Genomic DNA, 26754 nt, shown 5'->3' with positions numbered 1-26754 from the left:
GATCTCACCTCAACCTTGGGTTTTCGTGTTTGCCGGATGGCGCTGGCGGCTGCGGACCTTGACCATGGACTTCCGGCTTGCCGCGACAACGGTCGCGCGCATCGCCAGAAGGGCGGCCGCAGCAACCAAGAGGGCGGTTGCCAGGATCGGCGAGGGCATGGTCATCGGCGTTTCCTTTTCAGATCGGGCCCGTCAGGACCGTGGCCGCGCCATGGGGCGGCCGGATGGTCAGTTTCCCCTACTATTGTGGCAGCGCCACCAGGATTTGTCGCCGATGACAAGAATGTGATGAGGGTTGCCGCCGCTCACCGCACGTCCCGCTGAACGAAAGTGTCACCGAGCCGTGACTGGACGATAGGAGGCTCGCCCCTATCTTGCAAACGGCAAGGATACCAAAGTCGAGACCCTAGAGCCGGATGATTTCAGGTCGAATCGACCTGAAATCTGAATCCGGCTCTAAATCAAAGAGATAGAGCATGATGTCGTCCGAAGACCGCTTCACACTTTTCGGCATCATGCTCTAAGATCGAGGAATGCGCCCGTGACGAAATCCGCCAACAACGAAAAACCCGTCATCACGCAGGCGATGATCGATGCCTATGACGAATATACGCATCTGACGCTCGACCGTCGCCGCTTCATGGAGCAATTGACCAGGCTTGCCGGATCGGGTGCCGCGGCGGCGGCCATCGCGCCGATGCTGGCGGCGAATTCCGCCCAGGCGGCGATCGTTGCCGACAACGATCCGCGGGTGAAGGGCGAGGATATCAGCTATCCCGGCAGCGGCGGTGAGATGAAGGGCTATCTGGTCAAACCGGCGAACCAGACGGGCAAACTCGGCACGGTCATCGTCATCCATGAAAACCGGGGGCTCAACCCGCATATACGGGACGTCGTCCGGCGCGTGGCGCTGGAAGGGTTCGTGGCGCTTGCGCCGGATTTCCTGTCGCCACTCGGCGGCACGCCCGATGACGAGGACAAGGCGCGCGACATGTTCACCAAACTCGATCCGGGGCAGACCGTCGCCAACGCGGTGGCGACCGTCGCCTTTCTCAAGGCCAACAAGGACGGCAACGGCAAGGTCGGCGCCATCGGCTTTTGCTGGGGTGGCGGCACGGCCAACATGCTGGCCGTCAATGCGCCCGATCTCGCTGCCAGCGTCGCCTATTACGGCATGCAGCCGAACGCCGCCGACGCGTCGAAGATCAAGGCCGCTCTGCTGCTGCACTATGCCGGCCCCGACGATCGCACCAATGCCGGCATCGACGCCTTCAAGAAGGAACTCGATGCCGCGCATGTCGAATACAAGGTCTATGTCTATGAAGGCGCCAACCATGCCTTCAACAACGATACGTCGGCGGCGCGCTACGACAAGAAGGCGGCCGATCTCGCCTGGGGCAGGACGATTGCCTTCTTGAAGGAGAAACTGGCGTAGGCGGTTTGCCTAATCCGTGCTCGCCGGCCTGTGGAAGGCAACGCCGGCGACCACCAGCGCAATGCCGAGGCAATCGCTGACGCTTGGAATCTGGCGCAGCACGATGACGCCGATCAGCGTTGCCGTCACCGGCAGCAGCGACAGCATCAGCGCGAAACTCGAGCGCGGCAATCGCGACATGGCAAGTTGGTCGCAGACATAGGGAATGACCGAGGAGCAGATGCCGACGCCGATGGCGGCGATGAGCAGTGGCGGGGAGAAAAAGGCGGGCAGCGCGTCGGTACAGCCGATCGGCAGCACGACGATGAAGGCGACCGCCATGGCGGCGCCAAGGCCGGCAATGCCGTCGCCGGCGCCGGAACGGGCGACGCGGTGGCCGAGCACGATGTAGCCGACGAACAGCGCGCCGTTGAGGAAGGCCCAGAACAGGCCGACGGGATCGCTGGACCATTTGACGTCGATGAGCAGCAAGGTGCCGGTGACGGCCACGGCAAGAGCGGCGAGATTGCGGGCGCTCCTCAAGCCGATCACCGCGACGCCGATGGTGCCGACGAATTCGATCGCCGCCACCAGCGAGATCGGCAAGCGGTCGAGCGCGAGATAGAAGGAACAGTTCATCACCGCCAGGCAGGCGCCGAAAGCCAGCAACAGCAGCCGCGTCGGAGGATCGGCGCGGGCGAAGCTTCGCCAGGGGCGCGTCAACGGCGCGAAGATCAGCGCTGCGGTGGCGATGCGCAGCCACGCCATGCCGAGCACGCCGACATGCGGGAACAGCAGTACGGCGAAGGCCGGGCCGAGATAGTGGAAGATGGCGCTGACGCCGAACCAGACATGCGGCGGCAGTCTTGTCGCCAGGCCGCCAAGGCCAGAGCCGGTGGAGGCGGGGTTAGGCACAGGGCCTGCCGTGGGAGCTTGCGCTTGATCATCCATCGGATCAGTATCGCAGGCATTTTCCGCAGCCTATATGGATGATGATCGATCAGCTGGATCATATCTCTACCGAAAGCAAGGATTTGACCGTGAAACGCCTTCGAACTGAAAATGTCGATCTCGACGCGGCCGACATGAAGATCCTGCGCCTGCTGGAAAAGGATGCGCGGGCCAGCACGGCGGAGCTGGCGCGTTCGGTCGGCCTGTCGGCGCCGAGTGTCGCCGAGCGCATCAAGCGGCTGCAGGAGAACGGCGTGATCGAGGCCTATTGCGTCAGGATCAATCCGGCTGCCCTTGGCCTGAAGCTGTCGGCGTGGCTGCGCATCCGGCCGGTGCCGGGGCAATTGTCGGTTGTCGCCGACATCATCCGCGAGCTGCCGGAGATCGTGCAATGCGACCGGGTGACCGGCGAGGACTGTTTCATCGCGCTCGCGCATGTCGGCTCGGTGGCCGAGCTCGAACGGGTGATCGACCGCATCATCCCCTATGCGATGACCAACACGGCCATCATCCAGTCGTCACCGGTGGTGGCGCGCTCACCGCTGGCGGCGGTGAAGCGATCGCCGTAAACGGCGCAATTTTGATTGGTTTATCCGATGTCTTCCAGACCGACTCGCCGAGGCTAGGCGTGGCCGCGCTTCAGGCGGGCGCGCTTCAAAATGCTGCGCCAGCGGATCATGTCGAACGGGATCGGTTCGTTGTTGTTGGCGATATGGAATATCTCGTTGTCGACGTTCTTGAGCGAACGCCAGAAATCGTAGTCGGTGATGCGCGGATCAGCGGCCAGCCTGTCCACCTCGACCTTGATGTCGGTTTTCATGCACGTCCCTCGAACCGGCTTCGCCCCGCCGCTCGTAAACAACTCTATGCGGATGGTTTTCGACCGCTCCGCTGAGTCGTTCAACGGCTCAATTGGCTTGTTCCCGTTAAATCCTCGGTAAGGTTAACGCCGGTCCAAACCCGCTTCAAGCACCGCTGCCGGTGGATATCGGGGGCTCTGCGATTTTGAGTTCAGGGTGTGGCTTTGAAGTCAGACCCAATGCCTCGCCGGAAGCTGGATGGATATCGGCTTCGTCCTATTTGCGTTTGATGCCGATCGAGCGGCCGGCACGCTCCGGCATCGGCAGCACGGAATGGGCGGCGCGCATGGCTTCGACCTTGGCCAGCACATCGGCGGGGAAGGGCGCGACCTTCGGTCCCGACATGTCGACATGCAGCGACAGCGTCTCGGAGGTGGCGGCGAGCCAGCCGTCGACATGGCGGATTTCCTGGTAGGCCCTGAGCCGCTTCGCGTCATGGTCGATGAGCTGGAAGGACACCTGGACCTTGTGGTCCAGATGCAGTTCCTGGACGTAGCAGACATGGACCTCGGCGGTGTAGATGGTGAGCCGCCGCCCCTTCACATAGTCCAGCCCCATGCCCATCGCCTCGAAGGCCTCGTCCGAGCAGCGGTCGAACAGCACGTTGTAATAGGCCATGTTGAGATGGCCGTTGTAATCGATCCAGTCCTTCTCGATGTCCATGGGCCTGGAGACGAAGGGGGCGGGGATGGACATAGAAACTTCCTTGTTCTGGTGCTGGACAAATTGCGGCTGCGAAGACTACGCATCCATAATCGCATAACAAGCGTGGGCGCTGGTCCATTCGCGGAGGAATTCATGGCTCTGAGCGACCTCAATCCGGTCGAACGCAACGAGGAAGGCATCGCGTCGGTGCTCGGCATCCTCAAGCAACAGCTCGGCGAGCGTTTTCAGACCGGCCAGGCGATCCGCTCGCAGCACGCGCACACCACCACCTATATCCCGACGCAGGCGCCCGACGGCGTCGCTTTCCCAGAAACGACGGCCGAGGTGCAGGAGATCGTGCGCGCCTGCGCGGCGCACCGCGTGCCGGTCATCGCCTTTGGCGTCGGTTCCTCGCTGGAAGGCCACACCAACGCGCCGGGCGGCGGCATTTCGGTCGACACCTCGCGCATGAACCGCATCCTTGCGGTCAATCCGCAGGATCTGGACTGCACGGTCGAACCCGGCGTGACGCGCGAGGATCTGAACAAGCATCTGCGCGACACCGGCCTGTTCTTCCCGATCGATCCCGGCGCCAATGCCTCGCTCGGCGGCATGGCGGCGACGCGGGCCTCCGGCACCAATGCGGTGCGCTATGGTACGATGCGCGAGAACGTGCTGTCGCTGACGGCCGTGATGGCCGACGGCGAGACGGTGACGACAGGCAAGCGCGCGAAGAAGAGCTCGGCCGGCTACGATCTGACGCGGCTTCTGGTCGGCTCGGAAGGCACGCTCGGCATCATCACCTCGCTGACGCTGAAACTGCAAGGCATTCCGCAGGCGATCTCCGGCGGCGTCTGTCCGTTTCCGAGCGTCGAGGCGGCCTGCAACGCTGTAATAGCGACGATCCAGATGGGCATTCCGGTGGCACGCATCGAACTGGTCAACGCGCTGCAGATGCGGGCGATGAAGAACTATTCCAAGCTCGATTATCCCGAGAGCCCGTGCCTGTTCGTCGAATTCCATGGCAGCGATGCCGGCGTTGCCGAGCAGGCCGAAACCTTCGGCATGATCGCGGAAGAGAATGGCGGCGGGCCGTTCCTGTGGACCAGTGTCGCCGAGGAACGCACGAAACTGTGGAAGGCGAGGCACGATGCCTACTGGTCGTCGCTGACGCTGCGGCCGGGCGCCAAGGGCCTGTCGACCGATGTCTGCGTGCCGATCTCGCGCTTTGCCGAATGCGTCACCGAAACTGAGGCCGACATCGCCGAAATGGGCTTGATCGCGCCGATCGTCGGCCATGCCGGCGATGGCAATTTCCACGTGCTGGTGCTGATGGATGTCAACGATCCCAAGGAGATCGCGCTGTCGGAAAAATTCGTCGCGCGGCTCAACATGCGGGCGATCGCCATGGATGGCACCTGCACCGGCGAGCATGGCATCGGCCAGGGCAAGATCGGTTTCATGCGCAGCGAACTCGGCCACGGCGTCGACATCATGCGCACCATCAAGCAGGCGCTCGACCCGCAAAACATCATGAATCCGGGCAAGATATTGCCGGGCGGCGACCGCTAGATGTCGACTGCCGAGACCTTGCTGCGGATAGAGGTGCCGCTGTCGTCCGCTGGAGCGCCACTGCCCCATGTGTTTGCGGATGAAGGCAGGCTGCTCGTCGCCTACCTCGCCGACACTCCCGATACGTCTTTCGATGGCACGAATCCGCGCTCGGTTTCGCCGCTGACAGGCAACCAATCAGTCGCCATCCTGACGGCAGAGCCTTATCTGGCTTTTCAGTTCGGCCCGCCGAATGACGAGTCCATCAGTGGCCATCGTCTCTATCCGTTGGGCCTGCGGGCGTACGAGGCATTTGAGGTGCGTAACTCGTCGTGGATCGCCTCCCTGGAAAAGGCAAATCAGGTTCATTCGTCCCATACACCCGAGCTGTTTTCAGACTATCTGCATTTCATCTTGACGTTCCACGATTCGACGCTGGAGTTCATCGCCAAGAGTTTCTCGACTAGCCTTCGCAAGGGAGCGGTTTTGACTGCGCTAATGGAGGCCGCCGGAGAGGGCGTCTGAACTCTCCACACGAAGGTCCCGCAAGCTGGTCACGCGCGATACACAAAAAGGCTCGTCTTGACCGCGCCACCATTCGGGTCGAGGCTCCTTCCGCGGCAAACCTGAAAAGACAGGCGCGCCAGCGGAGGAGGATTGTCATGGCCATTTCACGCAAGGAAGAAGCCCGCGCGCTGAGCGCCGATGAAACGGAACTGGTGGAGAAATCGCACCATCCGGCGGTGCAGGAGCTTTCCGATGCCGACCTTTCCGGCCTGGTCAAGCTGCTGCGGGAGCGGCGCGACAAGGCGCAGGCCGAAGCGCACCGCCGCCGCCGTGAAATACGCGGCAAGGGCGCGCCGAAGGGCGCTGCGCCGTCAAAGTCCGATGGTGGTTCGCAGGCCAAGCTGGCGGTGCTGGCCATGGCGATGCGGCGGCTGAATGGCGAGGCCGAACGGCGACGCCAACTGGCGGCTCGTGTTTCGCTGGTCGGGAATGCACGCAAGGCGCTGGCCATGAAGCAAAATGCACCGGCGGACGGTCCCGCACACAATTCGCGCACGGCTCACAAGGGCATGCGGGCCGTGGCCAACGAGCGGGCGCCGAAGCTGGTGCGGCCGGCGGAACTCGGCCGGCAACGCAAGGCGGGCAAGGTGGCGCAAGCGAAGCGCGACGCGCGCTGATCCTTGTGGGTAAGGGCTGTCTGTCGCCCCGCCCTACCGCCCGGCGGGAAGCTGCTGCTGCGCGCCCTCGACAAGGGCCTGCAGCAAGGGCCGCGTCGGCGCGAAGAATGTCGTGCCGGTCTGCGGCGTGGAGACATCGAGCAGCCGGTCGTAGGCGCCCGGCGGGTCGCCGACATACATGCGCTGCAGCATCTTTTCGGTGACCCACAGATACCTGGAATAGCCGATGAAGTAGGTGCCGAACTCGTTCTGCCCGGGCCGGCCGAACGGCATGTTGTCGCGCAAGATGTCGTACTCGTTGCCGTCGGCATCCTCGATGGTGGCCAGCGACTTGTGCGATTTGCGCGGCGCGTCGTCATCGTCGATCTCGATGTTGTCGATCTTGGTGCGGCCGATGATCGCCTCTTGCTCGGGCGTTGGAATGCGCGCCCAGGCCTGCATATCGTGCAGGTATTTCTGGACGACGACATAGGAGCCGCCGGCAAAGTCGGCATCCTCGTCGCCGACCAGCGCCGAGGCGGGCAGGTCGAGGCCGGTCGGGTTGGCGGTGCCGTCGACAAAACCGAGCAGGTCGCGGGCATCGAAATAGCGAAAGCCCGTCACTTCGTCGACGACGATCACATCAGGACCGAGCCGGTCGAGCAGGATGCGCTCGAACTCGAAGCACATGTCGGGCCGCTCGGCCCGGATGTGGAAGAGGAGGTCGCCCGCTGTCGAAGGCGCCGAATGGACCGCGCCCTTGATCGGCGCAAACGGTTTCAGCTCCAGCGGCCGCCGGCCGGGGCTGAGGCGGTCCCAGAGATCGCGGCCGATGCCGGCGATGCACGACAGGCGGCCGCCAAGGTCGCGGAAGCCGACAGTCTTGACTAGGTCGTCAAGTTCGCCGAGCACGGAACAAACCTTGGCCAGGGCCGGCTGTTCGCCGGCGACGGTGACGACAAGGAAAATCGCCGACTGCGAAAGCGGCGCATCGACGCTCTGCGCGTCGATCGGCACGCGGTCCCAGTTCTTGCCCGACATCTGAAAAATCTCCACTTTTGCCGGATTTGTTTCAGATCGCTTGGGATGACGCAATACTGGATGAATTGCCTCTTTATCGACACGCGGATGCGGGTAGAGTGCGGCAGAATTTCAATCAACCTGTTCGGAGCTGATGCTCGCACGCCTGTTCGTGATCTTTGGTGGCCTGTTCGTGCTGGTGCTGTGCGCGGCGCTGGTGGTCCCGTACTTTGTCGACTGGACCGGCTACCGCGCTGAGTTCGAGCGCGAGGCAAGCGCCATCCTTGGCCGCAAGGTGACCGTGCAGGGCGACGCCACGGCAAGGCTGTTGCCGTTCCCTTCGGTGACCTTCTCCAACGTCGCCGTTGCCGGCGGCCCGAACGGCCAGTCGGCCATGACCGTCGAGACGTTCTCTATGGATGCGGAACTGGCGCCCTTCCTGCGCGGCGAGGTGCTGATCTTCGATATGCGGCTGGTACGGCCGAAGGCGACGATCGACATTGCCAGGGATGGGACGGTGGACTGGGCGATGCGGCCGTCCTCGCCCTTCGACCTCAACCAGATCTCGATCGAGAAGCTGACAGTGACGGAAGGGCAGATCGAACTGCGACATGCCGCCGGCGGACGCAGCCATATCTTTTCCGAAATCAACTCGACCATTTCGGCCAAGTCGCTGGCCGGCCCGTGGCGCATGGACGGCACGCTGCGGCTTGATGGGTTGCGCACCACGATCGCGGCGTCGACCGGCAAGGCCGAAGGCAATGGGCAGATGCGGCTGCGGCTGAAGGCCGATCCCGACGCCTATCCGCTGGTCATCGAAACCGACGGCAATGCCGGCATCGTCAATGGTGCCGCGGTCTATTCCGGCCAGTTCAAGATCTCGAGCGCTGACAAGAATGGCGCCGACAAGCACAGCGCCGAACTGCGCGGCACCGATGGTGAGACCGTGAAGGTCAGCGCCGGCAAGCCCGATCCGGGCTTCCGGCTGAACGGCAAATTTTCGCTCGACCACCAGAAGCTTGGCGTCGACGAATTCCGCTTCGAGACCGGGCCGCTGGACAATCCCTACACCGCCGACGGAAAGGCTTCGGTCGATCTCGGCCAGAAGCCGAACTTCGCCATCGAGGCCAATGGCGCACAGGTGCAGCTCGATGAGGCGGTGGGCGCTGAGGCCGGCGCCGGCCTGACACTGGATCAGCGTATTGCCGGGCTGGAGCAGGCGCTGCTCGATCTGCCGAAGCCGACCATTCCCGGCACCGTCGAGGTCAAGCTGCCGGCGGTGGTGGCGGGCGACACGACGGTGCGTGATGTCCATCTTTCCGCCGAGCCCGTTGAGAGCGGCTGGTCGATCAAATCGCTTGCGGCGACCTTGCCGGGACGCACCACGCTGGAAGCCGATGGCATGCTTGCGCTCAACGTGCAGGGCCATTTCGGCTTCACCGGCTCGTTGCTGTTGGCCGTAGCGCAACCTTCGGGTTTTGCAGCGTGGCTGTCCAGGGATGTCGACGAGGCGATCCGCCGTCTGCCCGCTGCCGGCTTCAAGGCCAAGGTCGATCTCGCGGAAAACCATCAATCCTTCAGCGATCTCGAATTGATCCTCGGCAAGGCGAAGTTTTCCGGCCGCATCGATTCCAGCCAACCTGACGACGCAAAGCCATCGGTGCTGATGCGGCTCGAGGGCGGTGAACTCGATGTCGACGGGCTGGCGGCCTTCGCCTCGATCTTCGTCAGCGACAAGGGTGCCAACCGTTTTGCCAACAGCGATCTCGATTTCCAGATCAAGGCCGGCCCGGTCAGCGCCGGCGGTTTGACCGCCGACACGGTCGATACCGCGCTCAGGCTGCGCGACGGCTTGCTTGAAGTCGACCGGCTTTCGCTCGGCGGGCTGGCCGGCGCCTCGATCAGCGCGACGGGCCGGATCAAGGATTTTCCGGCGAGCCCGACCGGCAAGCTCGATGCATCGGTTGTCGCTGTCGATCTCAAGCCGCTGATCGATGTCGCCGCGCAGCATTATCCGGACAATGCGGTGCTGAAAGGGTTGGCGAGCCGTGCGGCTGCCTATCCGGACCTGTTCCAGGATGCACGCGTCGACCTCGTGGCAAGTGCCGCCGACAATGGCGATGGCACGACCGGCCTGGCGGTGAGCGGACAGGGCAAGGCCGGTGGCTCGGCTTTTTCGGCTTCGCTGTCGGGGAAGGGGGCGCCGGACAAGCTTCTCGACGCGCCGGTGACACTGACCTTCAACGCCAAGAACCCCGACGCGACCGCGCTGCTGGCGCTTTACGGCCTGCCGGCGCTGCCGCTCGGCATGCTGGGCGAGGCAACCACGGATATCCAGGCCAAGGGCACGTTTGGCGGTGGCCTGGCGACGATTTTCAGTCTTGCCGGCAACGACTTCAAGGCTGGCTTCGAAGGGACGTTCGCCGATACGCCGCAAGGCCCGACCGCCAAGGGCAAGATCAACCTCGATGCCGCAGATATCGAACCCTGGCTGATGACGACAGGCATCGGTCTGCCCGGCATGGGGGCTGGCATGTCGACGTCGCTCTCGGCACAAGGCGATTACGGCAACGGTCTGCTGGTGCTGGACAATGTCAGCGGCGCCATCAACGAGGCGGCGGTGTCCGGCGACATCAATGTCGACGTCAAGGACGGCGTGCCGCATCTGGCCGGTGCGCTGGTGCTTGACGAGCTCGACCTCGATCCGATGGCGGTGGCGCTGTTCGGCGATTCGTCTTTCCTTGCTGATAAGAATGGGACCGACAAGAGCGGCAAGGGCGGCGCGTGGCCGTCCGCGCCCTTCAGCCAAAAATCCAGCCTGCCGTTCACCGCCGATCTCGACCTGACGACGGCGGCCCTTGCCGCCGGACCGCTCGCCACCGCCTATGATGCCGCTTTTTCGCTGAAGCTCGACCAGGAAGGCATCCGCGTCTCCGACCTCAAGGCGAAACTGCTTGGCGGGGCGCTGACCGGGCTGTTCGAATTGAAGAACAATGAGGGCACCGGGCTTTTCACCGGCCAGATGAAACTGGCGGGGGCTGATCTGGCAAATGTGCTGCCAGACGCCGGCATCAGCGGCAGTGGCGATTTCTCGACGACGCTGTCGACCAGCGGCAAGTCGGTCGATGCGATGATTGCCGCCCTGTCGGGTTCCGGCACGGCGGCGCTCAGGGGTTTGCAGGTCGCCGGCGTCAATCCCGATGCGTTCAGCGCTTTGCTGGCCAAGGCGGATGCGATCGGGCGCGACATCGACGCGGCCAAGACCGCGGGCTTCGCGCCCGAGATCGCCGCCGCTGGCAATTTTGCCGCCAAGGATGCCGACATCGCCTTTACAATTGCCGGCGGCACGCTGCGAGCGCCGCCGATCAGCCTCGAAAACCCGGCTGCGACCTTGTCTGCCGATGTCACGACCGATCTCAACACCAGCACGGTTTCCGCCAAGGGCACCATCACCTACCGGCCTGGCGATGAGGCGCTGGTCGGCTCCGAGCCGGCCGTCAATTTCGCCGCTGAAGGACCGTTCGGCGCCGTCAAACGGCAGTTCGACAGCGAACCGCTGGCGCAGTTCCTGACCCAGCGCGCTCTGGAGAAGGAGCAACAACGCGTCGAGGCGATGCAGGCGGCCTTGCTGGAGAAACAGCGGCTGCGGCGCGAGGTGCGCTATTACGCGGCACTGCAGGACGCGCGCGACAAGGCCGCCGAGGAACTGCGCCAGCAGGAAGAGGCGGCGCGGCTGAAAGCCGAGGCCGACGCCAAGGCGAAAGCGGAGGCTGAAGCCCAGGCGCAGGCCGAAGCGGAGGCCAAGGCGAAGGCCGACGCGGAAGCGAAAGCCAAGGCCGATGCGGACGCAAAGGCGAAAGCCGATGCCGAGGCGAAGGCGCGGCCGAGCAGCAGGCCGCCGACGAAGCGGCCAAGGCGCAGGCCGAGCAGGAGCGCCAGAAAGCCGAAGAGGCGATGCGCATCGCTACGCAGGAAAAGGCCAGGCTCGAGGCCGAGCGCAAGGCGGCGGAACAGGCGCCCAAGGTCGAGCGCGCGCCGCTGCCGGAGGCCAACGACAATCCGCCGCCGGCCAAGCCTAAGTCCAATCCGTTCACGGTCGATAATTTGTTGAAGTCGTTGCAGTAGGGCAGTAGGGCAGTAGGGCAGTAGGGCAGTAGGGCAGTAGGGCAGTAGGGCAGTAGGGCAGTAGGGCAGTAGGGCAGTAGGGCAGTAGGGCAGTAGGGCAAGGCCTTCCCGTCGCTGACCCGAAGGACTCTTGTCTCAGAGAGCGAGTAGCTTGGCGCCGTCGGCGACGTAACGGGCATGGCGAAAATCGCGGATGCCGGCAAGTCTGCCGCCCTGCCAGGCCACCAGGATGAAATAGGTGGGGCGGGCCGCCGGGTCGTTGGGGTCGCGGACGAGGATTGCTGGCCTGTTTTCAACCAAGCCGGGCCCGAGGCGCCAATCCTGGACGCGGGAATAGTTGCCGAAATAGGTGCCGGCTTCCCTTTTACCGTTGAGCCGCGTCCTGGCCACCAACTCCAGGCGCACTTCTTGCGCCAGCATGTCGCGTACCGCGTCGAAATCGCGGGCATTGAAGCGGTCGATGTAGGCATTGAGCAACTGACGTTCCGCGACGCCCAGTCTCGGGAGAGGGCGGTCGTCAGGTTCGTCTGCAATCTGGCGCAGCCGGTCGCGGCCACGATGCAGCGCGGCCTTGACCGCGGGAATGCTGATGTCGAACGTGGCGCTGATCTCCTGCAGCGAGTAGCCCAGAACATCCATCATGATGACGCTGCTTCGCTGCGCGATGGGAAGCCGCATGAAGCTGTGCAGGGCGGCGGAAGCGGCCTGGCGATCGATGGTGGGATTTGCCGGGTCGACGATCATGTCCGGATCCTCCTCGGCAAAGGTCTTTTTCGCGGGTGCGCCGGCGCAGGAAGTCGAGCGCCGCATTGTGGGCGATGCGAAACAGCCAGCCTTCCGGATTGGCGATCGGGCCGGCACTGGGCAAGGCCTCGAATGCCTTGGCCAGCGCATCCTGCAGCACATCCTCGCCGTCTATGACCGAGCCCGTCATGCGGGCGCAGTAACGGTGCAGCTTAGGGCGCAATTCCCCAAACAGGCGCTCGAAGAGCCCATGCTGCCCGCCAGGAATGGGAATGTTCATGAGCCTCCCGTTCTGCGACCTCGTCTGCTTCGATTACTCCTCGAGCATCCGGTAGCTACCCACCACGGTCATCTCGTCGCGTTGCGGACGTTCGCTGCAGCGATCCCTGAAGCCGCTTTGAAAGGCCTCGAATGCGGCCAGCCCGGTGAGGATATCAGAATGCGCATCGGTCTCCGTCTCGACCAGATGGACGAATGTCCCGTCGCCGGCGCGCAAGGTCATGTAGCGAACGCCGTCCGGCGATTTGTCGCGCAATTCCTGGAAAACGGTCTTGATCAACTGCTCGTTCTCATCGGCCCGTTCTGGTTTCATCTTGTAGCGTATCAGGTGACGTTTCATCTCTGGTCTTCCTTTTGATTGCCCTTGCGCCCTTCGAGGCGTTCATCCGCTAGACGTTGCGGAAAGGCCAAAGGATTCGGGCGCCGCAAAAAAATGCCAGGTGCCATGCTGAGACGTCACTCGCGGCCCTGATCGAGCAGGCGCCTCAGCATGGGTTCGATGCGCGAAAGCTCGTCGAGATGCGTGGCCGACAACTCGGCCAGGCAATCGTCGGCGCGCTCGGTCAGCCGCAGCAGCACGCGGCGATGGTCGTCCTTGTCCTGGTCCCGCACGACCAGTCCGGCTTCGCTCAGGCGGTTGACCAGTTCGACGGCGCTGTGATGGCGGATGCGCAGGCGCTCCGCCAGATCGCCGACCGTCACCGGTCCACCGCCCGGATAGCCCTTGATCGCCAGCAGCGCCTGATGCTGGCGCGGCGTCAGCCCGGCGTCTTCCGCCTGGATCTGGCTGAACTCGAGGAAGCGGCGGATCAGGTAGCGGAACTCCGACAGCCGCTGGTAGTCGGCCTGTTTGATGGCGGGGCGTGATTTTTTGGGCTGCGTCATTCCAGACATTTGTTCCATTCCGGCAAAAGGCTCAAACGGTTTTGCTGCAAAACCAGCTTGAATTTATATCGTGTTACGATACATAGCGAGCCGACCAAGCCGGCATATCCGAGGTCCGGCCACCGCGAGAAAGCCAGCCATGAAGCCCTCCGAAAATAGCCATCTCAGGGATTTCACCACCGACGCGCGCGTGCTGACCATTGCTACCATAGCGGTGGTGGTGGCCACGGCGGCGCTGTTCGCCGGCATCGTGCTTTTGAAACTGATCCGGCTTGCCACCAACATTGCCTATTTCGGCCAGTTCACGCTCGCCGAGCTGAAATTGCAGGATACGCCGCGCGGGCTTGCCGCCGTGATCGTCCCCGTCATCGGCGCGCTGATCATCGGCCTGATGGCGCGCTACGGCAGCGAGAAGATCCGCGGCCACGGCATTCCCGAAGCGATCGAGGCGATCTGCTTGGGCGTTCAAAACTTGGTGCCAAGGTGGCGATCCTGAAGCCGCTGTCGTCGGCTATCTCGATTGGTTCCGGCGGACCGTTCGGCGCCGAAGGGCCGATCATCATGACCGGCGGCGCGATCGGCTCGCTGATCGCGCAGATGCTGCCGGTCAGCGACAACGAACGCAAGACGCTGCTGGTGGCAGGCGCGGCTGCCGGCATGACCACCGTGTTCGGCACGCCGATCGCCGCCATCATGCTGGCGGTCGAATTGCTGCTGTTCGAATGGACGCCGCGTTCCTTCATCCCCGTGGCGGTTGCCGCGATCATTGCCGAGGTCGAGCGCACCGTGCTGCATCTGCCCGGGCCGATCTTTCCGTTCCAGGGCGGCATGGCGGTGTCCTTCGTTGGGCTTGGCGGCTGGGTTCTGGTCGGTGTCTGCGCCGGCCTGCTGTCGGGGCTGCTCACCCAGATGGTCTATGCCTGCGAGGACGCCTTCCAGAAACTGCCCATCCACTGGATGTGGTGGCCGATGATCGGCGGCCTGGTGGTCGGCATCGGCGGACTGATCGAGCCGCGCGCGCTCGGCGTCGGCTATGACAACATCGCCGACATGCTGGATGGCCGCACGCTTGCCACTGCGGCGCTGATGCTGCTGGTGGTCAAGGCCATCATCTGGTCGGTGGCGCTCGGTTCAGGGACGTCCGGCGGCGTGTTGGCGCCGCTGCTGATCATGGGTGGCGCGATGGGCGCCTTGCTCGGCGGGTTCCTGCCGACGGCGGATCCCGGTTTCTGGGCGCTGCTGGCCATGTCTGCGACCATGGGCGGCACGATGCGGGCGCCGCTGACGGCAACGTTCTTCGCCGTGGAACTGACCGGCAACACGCATGTCCTTGTTCCCTTGATCGCGGCTTGCGCCACGGCGCATGCCGTGACCGTGCTTTTGATGAAGCGCTCGATCCTGACCGAAAAGGTTGCAAGGCGAGGGCATCATTTGGTGCGCGAATATCGCGTCGATCCCTTCGCGCTAACCAGGGTGCGCGAGGTGATGACGGCGCAGGTCGAGAGCGTGCCGGCGACGATGACGCTGCATGGCGCGGCGGCGTTCCTGACCGCGCCGGAAACCCGGCATCCGAGCTTCCCGGTCATCGACGAGAACAGGCGGGTGCTTGGCCTCATCGACCCGCCGGCGATCCTGCGCTGGCGCCGCGCCGGCAAGCACAGGACGACGACGCTCAGTGACCTGCTTTCCGGAAGCAAGGTGACGCTTGCCTATCCCGACGAGTATCTCGAAGGCCTCTCCGACAAGCTGTTGATGGCCAATATCTCGCATCTGCCGGTCGTCACCCGCGAAAGCCTGCAACTGGTCGGCTATGTCGGCTGGAAGGATCTGATGCGCGTGCGGTCGAGGAAACAGGCCGAGGAACGCGACCGTTCGACCTTGCTTGGCTTCGGCACCAGACGCGGGAGAAAGACGGACGTGGTCGAGGGCATCTAGCCTAGGCGTTCGCCCCGCGCTTCGCCCACTCCAGCACATGCAGCCGCAGCGCCGAGGACAGGTTGGTGTCGCGGGGCCGCGTCTCATCGACTTCGGCGACGAGGGCGGCCAGTGTCAGCTTTCTCGCCGCCGCGATGGCGATGAGATCGTCATAGAAGGGCTTTTCCAGGGAATAGCTGGTGCGATGGCCGCGAATGGTCACCGAGCGCTTTTCAACGACGCTCACGGCCGGGACTCACTGTTCGTCCTTGCCGGACGGGTCGAGGCGATGGCTGGCGACAAATTTCTCGGCCTTGTCGGCGATCAGCCGGTCGCGTTGCCTTTCTGCCTTGGAGCGGCCATGCAAGGCCCGGTTCTGTTCGGCGACGCGCAGCTTCTCGTCCCGCGCCTTCTGCTTGCGAGCCTGACGGAGGTTGACGATTTCGGCCATGGCGCAGACCGCCCAGCCTATTTCTTGCGGAAGGCGTCGAGCGAAACCACTTCGGCGCCCTTGGTGCCGGCGTCAGCCGCGGCGGGCTTCTTCTCCGCTTCGGCGGCGGCCTTCTTCTCGGCCTTCGGCTTCTTCTCAGAAACGATGGTCAGCGGCTCAGGCGCCGGCTGGGCCGGTTCTTCTTCAGGCTGCGCGTCGGTCTTGACGTCGAACTCAAGCTCGAAATTGACCGAGGGATCATAGAAGCCGCGCACGGCCGAGAACGGGATTTCCAGTTTCTCCGGCACATCGGAGAAGGACAGGCCGACCTCGAAGCCGGTGTCGGTCACCTTCAGGTCCCAGTACTGGAACTGGATGACGATGGTCATCTGCTCGGGATAGCGTTCGCGCAGGCGCGACGAGACGCGCACGCCGGGCGCGCCGGTCAGGAAGGTGATGAAGAAATGATGGTTGCCGGGGAGGCCGGTGCGTGCGACCTCGGCCAGGACCTTGCGCATGACGCCGCGCAACGCCTCCTGGGCCAGAATGTCGTAGCGGATGTGGTCGTCGGCCATGTGGTGGTCGGGTTCCGTTGAATCGTCCGCATAGCTGTAATCAAGCTTGAGCGCGGCGTAAACCTGATATAGGCCACCGCCGCGTCGAAGCGAGAACTATTGCCAACGATTTGATCGGCAGGGCGGCCCGGCGGCAACGGCAATGTTATGCGTTAGCCAGCGCAGTGTGCTTTTTGACGCTGCCCGGGGCAGGGCGCTTGCCGAAAGCGCGCAGGAAGGTGCGCACGCCATTCGTCGCCGATTGCACCACCTCGTCCTCGCGCGGCGTGCCACCGAGCATGAAGGTGGTCTGCAGTTCGGCATTGACCAGGCCGAGGAACTGGCGCGCCGCGACGTCGGGGTCGTCGATGCTGAGATAGCCGCCATAGGCGAGGCGGGCGAAACGGGCGGCGATTGCCGGCCATGTCCTGCCCGGACCCTGTTCCCGCCATTCGGCGAACAATTCGGGATAACGCTCACCCTCGGTCTGGATCAGCTTGCGCAGGAATTTTCCGTCGCGATTGCAGATGCAGTTCTGGTTCAGGCGCACGGCAAAGCCGATCAAATCCGCTTCGAGGTCGCCTGGCTGGTCGGGAAAGGTGGCAATGGTGGCGAAGATGCCGACATTGCAGCGCTCGGTGAGGTCCCGCACCACGGCCATGAAGAGCTTTTCCTTGTCGCCATGGTGGTTGTAGACGGTCTGGCGCGAGACGCCGGCCTCAGCGGCGATCAGGTCGATATTGGCGCCGGCAAAGCCTTCACGGCAGAACACGCCGGCGGCGGCGTCGACGATCGACAGACGCTTGGCCTCATGGCCACGTGGCGGGAAAGTGTCAGGAGAAACGCTTGCTCTCATGAAAATCTATATAGAGGTGGTTGACGATTTAGACAAGAGTGTCTAATTTTGTGGACATACGATAAAGAGATTTCGCACCGGGGACGAATAGAATTCGCTCCTTCAGTGTCGGTGTCTCATGGGATGGAACGTCCTAGGGTTAGACGTCGCCTGGCGGCGGCAACCAGATTTCGAAAGAAGCCAATATCATGAGTCCCAAATTCCTCCGCATTGCGGTCGTGCTCGGCCTATTGTCCGCCATCGGCCCGTTCGCCATCGACATGTATCTTCCCGCACTGCCGTCGATCGGCGCGGATCTACACGCCGGCACGGCCGCCGTGCAGATGAGCCTGCTGATCTTCTTCCTGTCGATGGGTTTTGGCCAGATCGTCGTCGGGCCGATCTCCGACATGGTCGGCCGCAAGCTGCCGCTCTATGGCGGTCTTGCGCTGTTCATGGTCGGCGGCATCGGTTCGGCAATGGCGCCGACCATCGAGTGGCTGATCGCCTTCCGCTTCCTGCAGGGCCTCGGCGCCAGTGCCGGCATGGCCATACCCCGCGCCATCGTGCGCGACCTGCACACCGGCAACGAGGCCGCCAAGCTGATGTCGCTGTTGATGCTGGTGTTTTCGGTGTCGCCGATTCTGGCGCCGCTGACCGGCAGCCAGATCATCGAGAATTTCGGCTGGCGCGCCGTGTTCTGGACGGTGACCGGTGCGGCGGCCCTTGCCACCATCCTGCTCGCGACCTCGCTCAAGGAGACGCGGCCGGCAGAAGAACGCGTCGGTTCCTCCTTCGGCACGGCGCTTGCCGGCTACCGTTTCCTGATGGGTGACCGCAATTTCCTCGGCCTGGTGGCGATCGCCGGCTTCGGCATTGCGAGCTTCTTCGTCTATCTGTCGAGCTCGTCCTTCATCCTGATCGACCACTACGGGCTGTCGCCTTCGGTCTACAGCGTGTTCTTCTCGATCAATGCGGTGGCCTTCATCGGCATGTCGCAGCTGACGGGACTGCTGGCCGGGCGCTTCGGGCTGAAGCGCGTGGTGTGGGTGGCAGTCACCGGCTATGCCTCGACGATGGTGGTGCTGTTGGCGATCATGGCGACGGGCGTCGACCGGCTCGACGTGATGGCGGCTCTGCTATTCGTCGGCTACGGCTTCCTCGGCCTCGTCATCCCGAGCACCTCGGTGCTGGCCATGGAAGAGCACGGCGAGATCGCCGGTACCGCATCGGCGCTGATGGGCACGCTGCATTTCGCCATCGGCGCGCTCGCCATGGGCGTTGCAGGCGTGTTCTTCGACGGCACGCCGCTACCGATGGTCGCCGGCATCACGCTTTGCGCCGTGATTTCCTTCACACTGGCCAAGGTGACGCTCGGCCGCTCGCGCGAGGCGGTCGAGGCGCCGGCCGAGTAGCTTAGGGCAGGCTGGACGTGCCTTGCGATGCGGCGGCTCATGGCACTTGAGGATGCAGGATATCAAACAGCTCTCCGCCGTGCCGACGGAGTTTGACCAGGTGGCGCGCGAGAAGGTCGCGGGCATTCACATACCGCTTCCCATCGTGCTCAACCCGGAAGTTGACGAAGTAGGTATCCATCGGCCGATCGGGCTTCTTGCCGCCCCAGATCGGCCCGCCATGCACGATCACATTTCGCTCCGCGCACAACTTCTTCAAGCTCTTCAGCACAGCAGTCAGCGCCGTCGCGCCGTCATCCTGCGGACCGGCAGAGAGCAGGCTGATAATGAAATCTAGCCGTCGCTCCTCGCCGGGGAACGCTGCCAGGATCATGTCGGCCTTCACCGGATCGCAATCGAGAATCCTGGAGACGAACTGTCGAAGCAGATTGCTTACAGCACCCCAAACGGAGACGACGCGACCGATCTCAACCAGCAGGTCTGGATGCCGCTCAAAGGGCGATCTCAGTCCTTCGGCATGGTCCTTGATTGTCTCCAGTTCCGGCATTGCTCCCTCCGGCAGACGTTGATCGTTTGCGTCAGAAGTCGCCCGGCCCCGATGGCGAGCGAGGTGGCGGATTTTCCAGAACGGCAATCACTCGATCGGCCAAAGCACGATAACGCCGGGCATCAATCGCAGTGAGACTAGCTTGTGGATCGTGCGCGGCTGCATTGCCGATTGCAAACAAGTCGTCGAGCAGTTGCGAGGTGTTCTGGTCGACGAGGTCATGCTTTCTGAGCATCCGCAATGTCCCCCGCGTGCCACCAAAGGCCCGAGGGGGATAACCCGCCCTACTTGCTGCATTACTGATAGCCTCTTCAGCTTCTCGGCGAATTTCCATGAGGGCAGTACGCGGAGAGATGTTCACCAACTGCTCGAACCTGGAAAGCTCTTCAGGCGTAGCTGGCGCTGTATCAGGAGGCGCTGGCAACTGACCGACCACAGTCTCGGCAGCATCGAGCCGGAAGGAAACTTCCGTCTCCTTGTGCTTCAGCCTTAGCCTGGGAAGCAGCGGGCGGATTTCACCTCGGAACATCCATACCGCTGTAACGACAGCGGCTGGCCATGCCAGCGAGGTAATCGATCCGATCACCGATGCGAAGAAGTCGAGCCAGTTCATGCAGCGTTGCCCCCTTCATCTCAGTCAACGCGTTGCCGCAGTCCGGGTCAAGGCGGGGGGCGATCTGTCTCCCTTGATCCATGGGAAGGGCGAGCAATGCTGCTTTCGCGGCGTGCAGCCAAGCGAAAGCCTGGCCAGCGGGAGATGGTTGCGCACAAAGCATATTTGAGGGGGAGAAGTGGAGGTTTCTGTTGCCAGGTACCTCCGAACCCCGCCTAGAAGTGCGAACCCCTAGGGCTTGATTTGAAGCGTTCGCACTGCATTAAGCAGCGAGACGAGCTTCCGCATAGTTGTCGTTGGCAACTATAAGTTTAGCCCGATGACGGTGGTACAATGCCGGGCAAAAGTACGATCTTTACACCTTCGTCGATCCTATTTCGCCCCCAGCAAAAACCGCTCTGTCGTCAACAGCGGCTTTTGGTGGAGGCGCCGGGTACCGCCCCGGGTCCGAACGGCTTATTTCATCGCCCATTTATCGCCATAGTCGGTCAAGCCGACAAAACGAATATAGGGGGCGTTGCGCGGAAATGAAAGGCCGCAATGGTGCTTTGTCCCTGTGTCAAATAGCGACGGCAAGGGTTGACTTGGGCGCGGTCTCAACGGAAGCTTTGCGAGCGGTGAGGAGTTACCGACCTAGCGCACAAGTTGCGAAGCGCGCCACAGCCCTCATCGATCGGATCCGTGGCGCCGACGAGGGGAATTTTTGATGGCCGACTATCTTGCGGATGTGAAGAAATACGACGCGGGCGCCAGCGCCGACGCGGTCGAAAAGATCGTCAAGCATCTGGGCATTGCGCTGAGGAACCGCGATTCTTCGCTGGTGTCCTGCACCGACCCGAAGGAGCTCGAGCGCGTCAAGGAGAGCTGGGTGGCCAAGAAGCTCGGCGTCAGCGACGGGGCCAAGGCCGACGCCTCGATCGAGAAGACCTGCAAGGCGATGCACGCCGACAACACCAAGAGCCGCGTGACCTTCTATTATCTGGTGGCCAAGGATCTGGGCAAACTCGGCTCGCTCTAACGATCGCGCGTCGATTTGCGAAGGCTGGCGCCGGCGTTGCGGCCAGCCTGCGCTGGTCGACCCCCACTCCGTCTCGGCTTCGCCGAGCCACCTCTCCCCCGATCGACGGGGTAGAGGAAAGGAGCCAAGCTTTCTGCCGTCAACGCTCGTCCAGAAAAGCTCCTTTCCTTTCCCTCCGGAGGGGAAAGATGGCGCTGCGAAGCAGCGACGGATTGGGGGAACCACGGGGCAGTCAAGCCTCGCGCCGATCAGTCACGCCAATCACAGAAGATGTGTGCATAGCGTGGCGTAAAGCGGGGGAGAATGCCCGCTAGGGCAATGAAGGGCGGCGCAAACGTCTGGAAAGAGTGGTGGGCCGAGCAACCCTTCTACCGTTTTGCTGTGTTCGGTCGCCTGTCTGGCCGCTATAATACCGACACCCTCGAGATCGAGCCGGAACCGATGCGCCAATATCTCGACCTCTTGCAGCACGTACTGGACAACGGCGCCGACCGTGGCGACCGCACCGGTACGGGTACGCGCTCCGTCTTTGGCTACCAGATGCGCTTCGATCTGGCGCGCGGCTTTCCGGTCACCACCACCAAGAAGCTGCATTTGAAGTCGATCATCCACGAACTCCTGTGGTTCCTGGCCGGCGACACCAACATCAAATATCTCACCGACCACGGCGTTACGATCTGGGACGAATGGGCCGACGAGAATGGCGACCTTGGGCCTGTCTACGGCAGGCAGTGGCGCTCCTGGCCGGACGGCCATGGCGGCTCGATCGACCAGATCGCGGGCCTTCTCAAGGAGATACGCCGCAATCCTCAATCGCGGCGGCTGATCGTTTCGGCCTGGAACCCGGCCGAGGTGGAAGCGATGGCGCTGCCGCCCTGCCACTGCCTGTTCCAATTCTACGTGTCCGAGGGCCGGCTTTCCTGCCAGCTCTACCAGCGGTCGGCCGACATCTTCCTCGGCGTGCCGTTCAACATCGCGTCCTACGCGCTGCTGACGCTGATGGTGGCGCAGGTGACCGGGCTGAAGCCGGGCGATTTCGTCCACACGCTGGGTGACGCGCATCTCTATTCGAACCATTTCGAACAGGCGCGCGAACAATTGTTGCGCACGCCGAGGGCGCTGCCGACGATGTGGATCAATCCGGAGGTGAAGGACCTGTTCGCCTTCCGCTTCGAGGATTTCCGGCTGGAAAACTATGTCGCCGATGCGTCGATCAAGGCGCCGATCGCCGTTTGAGGCATGTCGATATTCAGGTGATGCCGGCCTGACCTGAATCTCAACACACCTTGAGTTCGGCGACCGTCAGTCGATGCCGACCATCACGTCCGAGGCCTTGACCACGGCATAGGCCTGCTTGCCTTTTTCGAGCTTGAGATCGGCGACGGCTTCGTTGGTGATCGAGGCGGTGACGATAGCGCCGCCGCCGATGTCGATCCTGACATGCGAAGTGGTGGCTCCCTTGACGATCTCGGTGATCGTTCCCTTGAGGATGTTGCGGGCGCTGATCTTCATCGGGCTCTCCATTTTCAAGTTCCCGCCCGTCTTACCAGAACAATCGAACGGGCATAGGCGTTTTCGCAAGCCGCCGGGCCTTCCCTTGTTATATTCATGCGGATATATCGATCGGCAGGCTTCGGGCCACACGGATTTCAAACCAGGGAGAGTTTTCGATGACGCGCAAAGGTTTTGGATTGAGGGCGATCGCCATTGGCGGTTTTGCGGCGGCGTTGATGGCGGCGGTGCCGGCCGCACATGCGGAAGACAAGGTCGTGGTGTTTGCCGCGGCCAGCCTCAAGGACGCGCTCGATGCGGTGAACAAGGCCTGCGAGGCCGATGTCGGCGAGGCCGCGACCGTCTCCTATGCGGCGAGTTCGGCACTCGCCAAGCAGATCGAGGGCGGGGCACCGGCCGACGTCTTTATCTCGGCCGACCTCGACTGGATGAAATATCTCTCCGACAAGAAGCTGACCAAGCCCGACACCGAGGTGAAGCTGCTCGGCAACGAGATCGTGCTGGTGGCGCCGAAGGACTCGACGGTTGAAACCAAGATCGAGAAGGGTTTCGACCTCGCCAAGCTGGTCGGTGACGGCAAGCTCGCCATGGGTGACTTCAAGGCGGTGCCGGCCGGCAAGTACGGCAAGGCAGCACTGGAATCGCTCGGCGTCTGGTCCTCGGTCGAGGGCAAGGTGGCGCAGGCCGAAAACGTCCGCGCGGCGCTCAAGCTGGTTTCAACAGGTGAGGCCGCTCTCGGCATCGTCTATGCCACCGACGCGCATGCCGAAAAGGGCGTCAAGGTGATCGGCACCTTCCCCGAGGATTCGCATCCGCCGATCATCTATCCGGTTGCCCAGACCGCCGATTCGAAGGACAAGGATACGCCGGCTTTCCTGAAATGCCTGCAGTCCGCCAAGGCCGGCGCGCTCTTTAAGGAACAGGGTTTTACCGTGCTCACGCCGAGCAACTGAACAGGGCCTGATAGCGCAATATGACCTGGCTGCTGGACCTCACTCCCGACGAATGGAATGCGGTCCGGCTGTCCATCAAGGTGGCGACTGTGGCGATGCTTTTCAGCCTGCCGCCAGGTATTCTGATTGCGCTGCTGCTGGCTCGCGGACAGTTCTGGGGCAAGACGCTGCTCAACGGTGTGGTTCACCTGCCGCTGATCCTGCCGCCCGTGGTGACCGGCTATCTCCTGCTGTTGACCTTCGGCAAGCGCGGCCCGGCCGGCGCCTTTCTGGCTGAGCATTTCGGCATCGTCTTCTCGTTCCGCTGGACGGGTGCGGCACTCGCTTGCGGCGTCATGGGCTTCCCCTTGATGGTGCGGGCGATCCGGCTGTCAATCGAGGCGGTGGACCGCAAGATGGAGGCGGCGGCGGGAACGTTGGGCGCCAATCCTTTGTGGGTGTTCGCCACCATCACGCTGCCGCTGATCCTGCCCGGGCTGATCGCCGGCGCCATCCTGGCCTTCGCCAAGGCGATGGGTGAGTTCGGCGCAACCATCACCTTCGTCTCCAACATTCCGGGCGAAACGCAGACGCTGCCGTCAGCGATCTATACTTTCACGCAGGTGCCGGGCGGCGATGAGGGCGCATTGCGGCTGACATTGATCTCGATCGTCATCTCGATGGCGGCACTGGTCGCCTCGGAAGTGCTGGCGCGGCGCGTCGGCCGGCGGATGGACATCGAATGAGTGTGCTGGTCGACATCGGCCATCGGCTCGGCGATGTCGCCATCGAGGCGCGCTTCGAGAGCGCCGGGCGGCTGACGGCGCTGTTCGGGCCGTCAGGCTCCGGCAAGACCTCGCTCATCAACATGATCGCCGGGCTGATCCGGCCCGACAAGGGCCGCATCGCGGTCGACGGCCGCGTGCTGGTCGACACCGATGCCGGCATTTTCATGCCGAAGCACAAGCGCCGCATCGGCATGGTGTTCCAGGACGCGCGTCTGTTCCCGCATATGAGCGTGGCCGGCAATCTGCGCTACGGCCGCTGGTTTACACCGGCGAAGGAGCGTTACGCCGACATGGATGCCGTCGTCGAACTGCTCGGCATCGGCCCGCTGCTGAACAGGCGCCCGGCAAAGCTGTCTGGCGGCGAAAAGCAGCGCGTGGCGATCGGCAGGGCGCTGCTGGCCAGTCCGAAACTACTGCTCATGGACGAGCCGCTGGCCTCGCTCGACGAAGCGCGCAAGGCGGAGATCCTGCCCTATATCGAACGATTGCGCGACGAGACGAAGATCCCGATCGTCTATGTCAGCCATTCGGTCGCCGAGGTAGCGCGGCTGGCGAGCGACGTGGTGATGCTGGCGCAAGGCAAGGTCGTTGCCAGCGGACCGACCGAGGCGGTGATGCAAAGGCTCGATTTGTTGCCGGCGGAAGAGCGCGGCGAGGGCGGTGCGGTGCTGGACACGAAAGTGCTAAGTCACGATGAGGCTTTCGGCATGACCGTGCTTGGCTCGGCCGCTGGCGAGATCCGCGTACCGCGTGTTCCTATGAAGCCCGGGGCTCCCGTGCGTATCCGCATTCGGGCTCGCGATGTGATGATCGCCACGGAGAGACCGACAGGCCTCAGCGCGCTCAATATCCTGCCCGGCACGATCGTCGCGATCCGTCCGGGCGAGGGGCCGGCGGTCGAGGTCGGTATCGACTGCAATGGCGCAGCCGTGCTCGCCCGCATCACCGAGCAGTCGCGGCAGGCGCTGAAACTGCGGCTCGGCGGCAAGGTTTTCGCGGTGGTCAAGACAGTGAGCTTCGACCGGGCCAACACCGGCGCCGGCCTGCCGCTCGAGGTCGATGGCTGACAGGTGCGGCGATCGGCGCTATATTGTTTTGGAATAACGGTATCGCCGCGTTGGCTTCGGTAGGAGTCCTGGTGACCGCGAAGGAGCAAAGATGCCATCGCTGAGCTTGCGGATAAATCTCGATCCAGACGGGCGCATCGGTCCGGGCAAGATCGAGCTTCTCGAGCACATCGCCACTTTCGGCTCGATCTCGGCCGCCGCGCGCGGCATGGAGATGTCCTATAAGCACGCCTGGGACCTGGTCGAGGACATGAACCGGGTGTTCGGCAAGCCGCTGGTGGCGGCGCAGACCGGCGGCCGCAGGGGCGGCGGCGCGCAACTGACGGCCATTGGCCTTGCGGTGGTCAGCCGTTTCCGCGCCATCGAGCGCGCGGCCACCGCAGCGGCTGCGACGCATATGGATGCGCTGCAGGCGGAAATAGATGCGGGGTGAGATCGACTGGAAACTCTACCCCGACGGGCGACTAGCGCGATTTTCTGCGCTTCCGGTGCTCGCGGACTTTAATGTGCGCTCCGCTCCGGTTCTCGAAATTCACGCTATTCACCTCATCGGGACGAGTTTCGAGCCGATCTCAGCGTTGGCGCCACAAAGGGATTAATTCTCTTTCGGCTCGCCGGGCTTGCGCAGCAGATAGGTGTCCATGATCCAGCCCTTTTGCCGGCGGGCTTCCTCGCGGACTTTTTCGATCTCGGCGCCGACATCGCCGAGGCGGCCCGAGAGAATGATCTCGTCCGGTGTGCCGAGATAGGCACCCCACTGGATAAAGACATCCTTGTCGGCCAGCGTGTTGAACGCGCATTTGCCATCGAGCATGACCACTGCCGAGCCTGCATTGGCGGGCAAGCCTTCCTCGGTCAGCCGGCGGCCGGTGGTGATCAATACGGAATCGCCGATACGGTTCAGCGCCACTCTGTGGCTGGCGGCAAGTGCCTGGATGGCGGTGATGCCGGGGATGACCTCCAGCTCGAAGGCGACATTATCCCTCAGGCGCACGCGCTCGAGGATGCGCAACGCGCTGTCGTAGAGCGAAGGGTCGCCCCATATCAGGAAGGCGCCGCAGCCATTCTCCGCAATCTCGTCGCGGATCAGGCTTTCATAGATGGCGGCGATGGCTTCGTGCCAGTCGTCGACGGTGGAGCGATAGGAAGACGCCGGCTCGGCGCGCACCGGGACGTCGAATTCGACGCGGCGCGATTTCGGGTTGGTGACGAAGCGGTCGCAGATATCGCGCCGCAATTCGGCAAGGTCGTTCTTCTTGGCGCCCTTGTCTGGGATGAACAGCACATCGGCACGGTTCAGGCCTGATATGGCCTGCACGGTCATATGGTTGGGATTGCCGGCGCCGATGCCGATGACGAGAAGCTTGCGCATGGGGCGAACTCCTGCCCGATCGGAAGCTGTTAGTCCAGACCGCTCGTGTCACGTCTGCAAGCGTGGAAGGGCTTTGAAACGCCACATTGAAACGGCTAGGGTCCTGCCGGCATTCTCGCC

27 protein-coding genes, 1 other RNA gene and 3 pseudogenes are annotated in these 26754 nt (G+C 63.2%); 14 read left to right on the top strand and 17 right to left on the bottom strand.

Annotated elements, in window-relative coordinates:
- Positions 1–9: 9 nt before the first annotated feature.
- Positions 10–165 carry a hypothetical protein gene (locus tag HB778_RS00975; protein WP_183460736.1) on the bottom strand — a complete coding sequence of 52 codons (156 nt, stop codon included), beginning with the start codon at positions 163–165 and terminating at the stop codon, positions 10–12.
- 421 nt (positions 166–586) lie between these two features.
- Between HB778_RS00975 and HB778_RS00970 the strand changes: the two genes are divergently transcribed.
- Positions 587–1435 carry a dienelactone hydrolase family protein gene (locus tag HB778_RS00970; protein WP_183464952.1) on the top strand — a complete coding sequence of 283 codons (849 nt, stop codon included), beginning with the start codon at positions 587–589 and terminating at the stop codon, positions 1433–1435.
- A gap of 9 nt (positions 1436–1444) precedes the next feature.
- Here the strand turns inward: HB778_RS00970 and HB778_RS00965 are convergent, their stop codons facing one another.
- Positions 1445–2365: an EamA family transporter gene (locus tag HB778_RS00965; RefSeq protein ID WP_183460734.1), complete on the bottom strand. Its 921-nt coding sequence runs from the start codon at positions 2363–2365 to the stop codon at positions 1445–1447.
- A gap of 89 nt (positions 2366–2454) precedes the next feature.
- Between HB778_RS00965 and HB778_RS00960 the strand changes: the two genes are divergently transcribed.
- Positions 2455–2934, top strand: coding sequence for an Lrp/AsnC family transcriptional regulator (locus tag HB778_RS00960; protein WP_183460732.1), 480 nt, complete (start codon positions 2455–2457; stop codon positions 2932–2934).
- Between the two features lie 53 nt (positions 2935–2987).
- On the opposite strand, the gene HB778_RS00955 is transcribed toward HB778_RS00960, so the two are convergent.
- Positions 2988–3185, bottom strand: a complete 198-nt coding sequence (locus HB778_RS00955; RefSeq protein WP_013894716.1) for a hypothetical protein — start codon at positions 3183–3185, stop codon at positions 2988–2990.
- A 256-nt stretch (positions 3186–3441) separates the two neighbouring features.
- Entirely contained in the window at positions 3442–3921 is a 480-nt protein-coding gene (locus tag HB778_RS00950) for a thioesterase family protein (RefSeq protein WP_183460730.1), read from the bottom strand.
- Between the two features lie 102 nt (positions 3922–4023).
- Here HB778_RS00950 and HB778_RS00945 point away from each other — a divergent pair, with 102 nt between their 5' ends.
- From HB778_RS00945 to HB778_RS00935, 3 genes are all read left to right on the top strand, one after another.
- On the top strand, positions 4024–5442 hold the full coding sequence (locus HB778_RS00945; RefSeq protein ID WP_183460728.1) for an FAD-binding oxidoreductase: 1419 nt from the start codon (positions 4024–4026) through the stop codon (positions 5440–5442).
- Entirely contained in the window at positions 5443–5946 is a 504-nt protein-coding gene (locus tag HB778_RS00940; protein ID WP_183460718.1) for a hypothetical protein, read from the top strand.
- Positions 5947–6083: 137 nt separating this feature from the next.
- Positions 6084–6605, top strand: coding sequence for a hypothetical protein (locus tag HB778_RS00935; protein ID WP_183460716.1), 522 nt, complete (start codon positions 6084–6086; stop codon positions 6603–6605).
- A 33-nt stretch (positions 6606–6638) separates the two neighbouring features.
- On the opposite strand, the gene HB778_RS00930 is transcribed toward HB778_RS00935, so the two are convergent.
- Positions 6639–7625, bottom strand: a complete 987-nt coding sequence (locus tag HB778_RS00930) for a Dyp-type peroxidase (RefSeq protein WP_183460714.1) — start codon at positions 7623–7625, stop codon at positions 6639–6641.
- A gap of 133 nt (positions 7626–7758) precedes the next feature.
- On the opposite strand from HB778_RS00930, the pseudogene HB778_RS00925 reads away from it, so the two are divergent.
- Positions 7759–11729 (top strand): annotated as a pseudogene (locus tag HB778_RS00925) (AsmA family protein).
- A 135-nt stretch (positions 11730–11864) separates the two neighbouring features.
- Here HB778_RS00925 and HB778_RS00920 read toward each other — a convergent pair.
- The 3 genes and pseudogenes from HB778_RS00920 to HB778_RS00910 all read right to left on the bottom strand — a co-directional run bounded on the left by HB778_RS00920 (position 11865) and on the right by HB778_RS00910 (position 13646).
- Positions 11865–12787, bottom strand: a pseudogene (locus HB778_RS00920) (sigma-70 family RNA polymerase sigma factor).
- Positions 12787–13092: a hypothetical protein gene (locus tag HB778_RS00915; protein ID WP_183460712.1), complete on the bottom strand. Its 306-nt coding sequence runs from the start codon at positions 13090–13092 to the stop codon at positions 12787–12789. The pseudogene HB778_RS00920 and the gene HB778_RS00915 overlap by 1 nt, the downstream one beginning before the upstream one ends.
- Positions 13093–13208: 116 nt before the next feature.
- Positions 13209–13646 carry a MarR family winged helix-turn-helix transcriptional regulator gene (locus HB778_RS00910; RefSeq protein ID WP_244661754.1) on the bottom strand — a complete coding sequence of 146 codons (438 nt, stop codon included), beginning with the start codon at positions 13644–13646 and terminating at the stop codon, positions 13209–13211.
- Positions 13647–13776: 130 nt separating this feature from the next.
- Between HB778_RS00910 and HB778_RS00905 the strand changes: the two are divergent.
- A pseudogene (locus tag HB778_RS00905) lies at positions 13777–15572 on the top strand (chloride channel protein).
- A gap of 1 nt (position 15573) precedes the next feature.
- Here HB778_RS00905 and HB778_RS00900 read toward each other — a convergent pair.
- The 4 genes from HB778_RS00900 to HB778_RS00885 form a co-directional block, all read right to left on the bottom strand.
- On the bottom strand, positions 15574–15798 hold the full coding sequence (locus HB778_RS00900; protein ID WP_183460708.1) for a ribbon-helix-helix domain-containing protein: 225 nt from the start codon (positions 15796–15798) through the stop codon (positions 15574–15576).
- Positions 15799–15807: 9 nt separating this feature from the next.
- Complete coding sequence (locus HB778_RS00895; protein WP_183460706.1) at positions 15808–16002, bottom strand: DUF4169 family protein; 195 nt, start codon at positions 16000–16002, stop codon at positions 15808–15810.
- Between the two features lie 17 nt (positions 16003–16019).
- Complete coding sequence (locus tag HB778_RS00890) at positions 16020–16556, bottom strand: SspB family protein (RefSeq protein WP_183460704.1); 537 nt, start codon at positions 16554–16556, stop codon at positions 16020–16022.
- A 145-nt stretch (positions 16557–16701) separates the two neighbouring features.
- A complete protein-coding gene (locus HB778_RS00885) occupies positions 16702–17391 on the bottom strand; it encodes a TetR/AcrR family transcriptional regulator (RefSeq protein ID WP_183460702.1) in 690 nt (229 codons plus the stop codon).
- Positions 17392–17579: 188 nt separating this feature from the next.
- Between HB778_RS00885 and HB778_RS00880 the strand changes: the two genes are divergently transcribed.
- Entirely contained in the window at positions 17580–18785 is a 1206-nt protein-coding gene (locus HB778_RS00880; protein ID WP_183460700.1) for a multidrug effflux MFS transporter, read from the top strand.
- 37 nt (positions 18786–18822) lie between these two features.
- Here HB778_RS00880 and HB778_RS00875 read toward each other — a convergent pair whose 3' ends face one another.
- The 3 genes from HB778_RS00875 to ssrA form a co-directional block, all read right to left on the bottom strand.
- A complete protein-coding gene (locus HB778_RS00875; RefSeq protein ID WP_183460698.1) occupies positions 18823–19332 on the bottom strand; it encodes a hypothetical protein in 510 nt (169 codons plus the stop codon).
- Between the two features lie 31 nt (positions 19333–19363).
- Positions 19364–19945 carry a DUF4145 domain-containing protein gene (locus HB778_RS00870; RefSeq protein ID WP_183460696.1) on the bottom strand — a complete coding sequence of 194 codons (582 nt, stop codon included), beginning with the start codon at positions 19943–19945 and terminating at the stop codon, positions 19364–19366.
- A gap of 177 nt (positions 19946–20122) precedes the next feature.
- Positions 20123–20482: a transfer-messenger RNA gene (gene ssrA, locus HB778_RS00865) on the bottom strand.
- Between the two features lie 169 nt (positions 20483–20651).
- Between ssrA and HB778_RS00860 the strand changes: the two genes are divergently transcribed.
- Together HB778_RS00860 and HB778_RS00855 are read left to right on the top strand one after the other, a co-directional pair.
- Positions 20652–20963 carry a DUF2853 family protein gene (locus tag HB778_RS00860; protein WP_064983857.1) on the top strand — a complete coding sequence of 104 codons (312 nt, stop codon included), beginning with the start codon at positions 20652–20654 and terminating at the stop codon, positions 20961–20963.
- Between the two features lie 441 nt (positions 20964–21404).
- On the top strand, positions 21405–22199 hold the full coding sequence (locus HB778_RS00855) for a thymidylate synthase (protein ID WP_183464951.1): 795 nt from the start codon (positions 21405–21407) through the stop codon (positions 22197–22199).
- Between the two features lie 66 nt (positions 22200–22265).
- Here HB778_RS00855 and HB778_RS00850 read toward each other — a convergent pair whose 3' ends face one another.
- Positions 22266–22475 carry a TOBE domain-containing protein gene (locus HB778_RS00850; RefSeq protein WP_095202217.1) on the bottom strand — a complete coding sequence of 70 codons (210 nt, stop codon included), beginning with the start codon at positions 22473–22475 and terminating at the stop codon, positions 22266–22268.
- Positions 22476–22633: 158 nt separating this feature from the next.
- Here HB778_RS00850 and modA point away from each other — a divergent pair, with 158 nt between their 5' ends.
- From modA to HB778_RS00830, 4 genes are all read left to right on the top strand, one after another.
- Positions 22634–23428 (top strand): molybdate ABC transporter substrate-binding protein, encoded by a 795-nt coding sequence (gene modA / locus HB778_RS00845; protein ID WP_183460694.1) that lies wholly within the window; start codon positions 22634–22636, stop codon positions 23426–23428.
- A gap of 20 nt (positions 23429–23448) precedes the next feature.
- Positions 23449–24153, top strand: coding sequence for a molybdate ABC transporter permease subunit (gene modB, locus HB778_RS00840; RefSeq protein WP_183460691.1), 705 nt, complete (start codon positions 23449–23451; stop codon positions 24151–24153).
- Positions 24150–25262 carry a molybdenum ABC transporter ATP-binding protein gene (gene modC / locus HB778_RS00835; protein ID WP_183460689.1) on the top strand — a complete coding sequence of 371 codons (1113 nt, stop codon included), beginning with the start codon at positions 24150–24152 and terminating at the stop codon, positions 25260–25262. The genes modB and modC overlap by 4 nt, the downstream gene beginning before the upstream one ends.
- Before the next feature lie 91 nt (positions 25263–25353).
- Positions 25354–25695 (top strand): winged helix-turn-helix domain-containing protein, encoded by a 342-nt coding sequence (locus tag HB778_RS00830; RefSeq protein WP_183460687.1) that lies wholly within the window; start codon positions 25354–25356, stop codon positions 25693–25695.
- Positions 25696–25857: 162 nt separating this feature from the next.
- Here HB778_RS00830 and cobF read toward each other — a convergent pair whose 3' ends face one another.
- Positions 25858–26634, bottom strand: a complete 777-nt coding sequence (gene cobF, locus HB778_RS00825) for a precorrin-6A synthase (deacetylating) (protein WP_183460685.1) — start codon at positions 26632–26634, stop codon at positions 25858–25860.
- Positions 26635–26754: the final 120 nt, after the last annotated feature.

Origin of the sequence: Mesorhizobium huakuii (assembly GCF_014189455.1) — a bacterium.
GTDB lineage: Bacteria > Pseudomonadota > Alphaproteobacteria > Rhizobiales > Rhizobiaceae > Mesorhizobium > Mesorhizobium huakuii_A.
This window is presented reverse-complemented; position numbering and strand designations above follow the sequence as displayed.

Bases quoted from the DNA above. Each gene is read 5' to 3' on its own strand.
- HB778_RS00875 (WP_183460698.1), bottom strand. From the start codon at position 19,332: ATGCCGGAACTGGAGACAATCAAGGACCATGCCGAAGGACTGAGATCG.
- modA (WP_183460694.1), top strand. From the start codon at position 22,634: ATGACGCGCAAAGGTTTTGGATTGAGGGCGATCGCCATTGGCGGTTTT.
- modB (WP_183460691.1), top strand. From the start codon at position 23,449: ATGACCTGGCTGCTGGACCTCACTCCCGACGAATGGAATGCGGTCCGG.
- HB778_RS00975 (WP_183460736.1), bottom strand. From the start codon at position 165: ATGACCATGCCCTCGCCGATCCTGGCAACCGCCCTCTTGGTTGCTGCG.
- HB778_RS00870 (WP_183460696.1), bottom strand. From the start codon at position 19,945: ATGAACTGGCTCGACTTCTTCGCATCGGTGATCGGATCGATTACCTCG.
- HB778_RS00880 (WP_183460700.1), top strand. From the start codon at position 17,580: ATGAGTCCCAAATTCCTCCGCATTGCGGTCGTGCTCGGCCTATTGTCC.
- HB778_RS00950 (WP_183460730.1), bottom strand. From the start codon at position 3,921: ATGTCCATCCCCGCCCCCTTCGTCTCCAGGCCCATGGACATCGAGAAG.
- modC (WP_183460689.1), top strand. From the start codon at position 24,150: ATGAGTGTGCTGGTCGACATCGGCCATCGGCTCGGCGATGTCGCCATC.
- HB778_RS00955 (WP_013894716.1), bottom strand. From the start codon at position 3,185: ATGAAAACCGACATCAAGGTCGAGGTGGACAGGCTGGCCGCTGATCCG.
- HB778_RS00965 (WP_183460734.1), bottom strand. From the start codon at position 2,365: ATGGATGATCAAGCGCAAGCTCCCACGGCAGGCCCTGTGCCTAACCCC.
- HB778_RS00850 (WP_095202217.1), bottom strand. From the start codon at position 22,475: ATGAAGATCAGCGCCCGCAACATCCTCAAGGGAACGATCACCGAGATC.
- HB778_RS00895 (WP_183460706.1), bottom strand. From the start codon at position 16,002: ATGGCCGAAATCGTCAACCTCCGTCAGGCTCGCAAGCAGAAGGCGCGG.
- HB778_RS00930 (WP_183460714.1), bottom strand. From the start codon at position 7,625: ATGTCGGGCAAGAACTGGGACCGCGTGCCGATCGACGCGCAGAGCGTC.
- HB778_RS00855 (WP_183464951.1), top strand. From the start codon at position 21,405: ATGCGCCAATATCTCGACCTCTTGCAGCACGTACTGGACAACGGCGCC.
- HB778_RS00890 (WP_183460704.1), bottom strand. From the start codon at position 16,556: ATGGCCGACGACCACATCCGCTACGACATTCTGGCCCAGGAGGCGTTG.
- HB778_RS00940 (WP_183460718.1), top strand. From the start codon at position 5,443: ATGTCGACTGCCGAGACCTTGCTGCGGATAGAGGTGCCGCTGTCGTCC.
- HB778_RS00945 (WP_183460728.1), top strand. From the start codon at position 4,024: ATGGCTCTGAGCGACCTCAATCCGGTCGAACGCAACGAGGAAGGCATC.
- HB778_RS00915 (WP_183460712.1), bottom strand. From the start codon at position 13,092: ATGAAACGTCACCTGATACGCTACAAGATGAAACCAGAACGGGCCGAT.
- HB778_RS00860 (WP_064983857.1), top strand. From the start codon at position 20,652: ATGGCCGACTATCTTGCGGATGTGAAGAAATACGACGCGGGCGCCAGC.
- HB778_RS00935 (WP_183460716.1), top strand. From the start codon at position 6,084: ATGGCCATTTCACGCAAGGAAGAAGCCCGCGCGCTGAGCGCCGATGAA.
- HB778_RS00970 (WP_183464952.1), top strand. From the start codon at position 587: ATGATCGATGCCTATGACGAATATACGCATCTGACGCTCGACCGTCGC.
- cobF (WP_183460685.1), bottom strand. From the start codon at position 26,634: ATGCGCAAGCTTCTCGTCATCGGCATCGGCGCCGGCAATCCCAACCAT.
- HB778_RS00910 (WP_244661754.1), bottom strand. From the start codon at position 13,646: ATGTCTGGAATGACGCAGCCCAAAAAATCACGCCCCGCCATCAAACAG.
- HB778_RS00830 (WP_183460687.1), top strand. From the start codon at position 25,354: ATGCCATCGCTGAGCTTGCGGATAAATCTCGATCCAGACGGGCGCATC.
- HB778_RS00885 (WP_183460702.1), bottom strand. From the start codon at position 17,391: ATGAGAGCAAGCGTTTCTCCTGACACTTTCCCGCCACGTGGCCATGAG.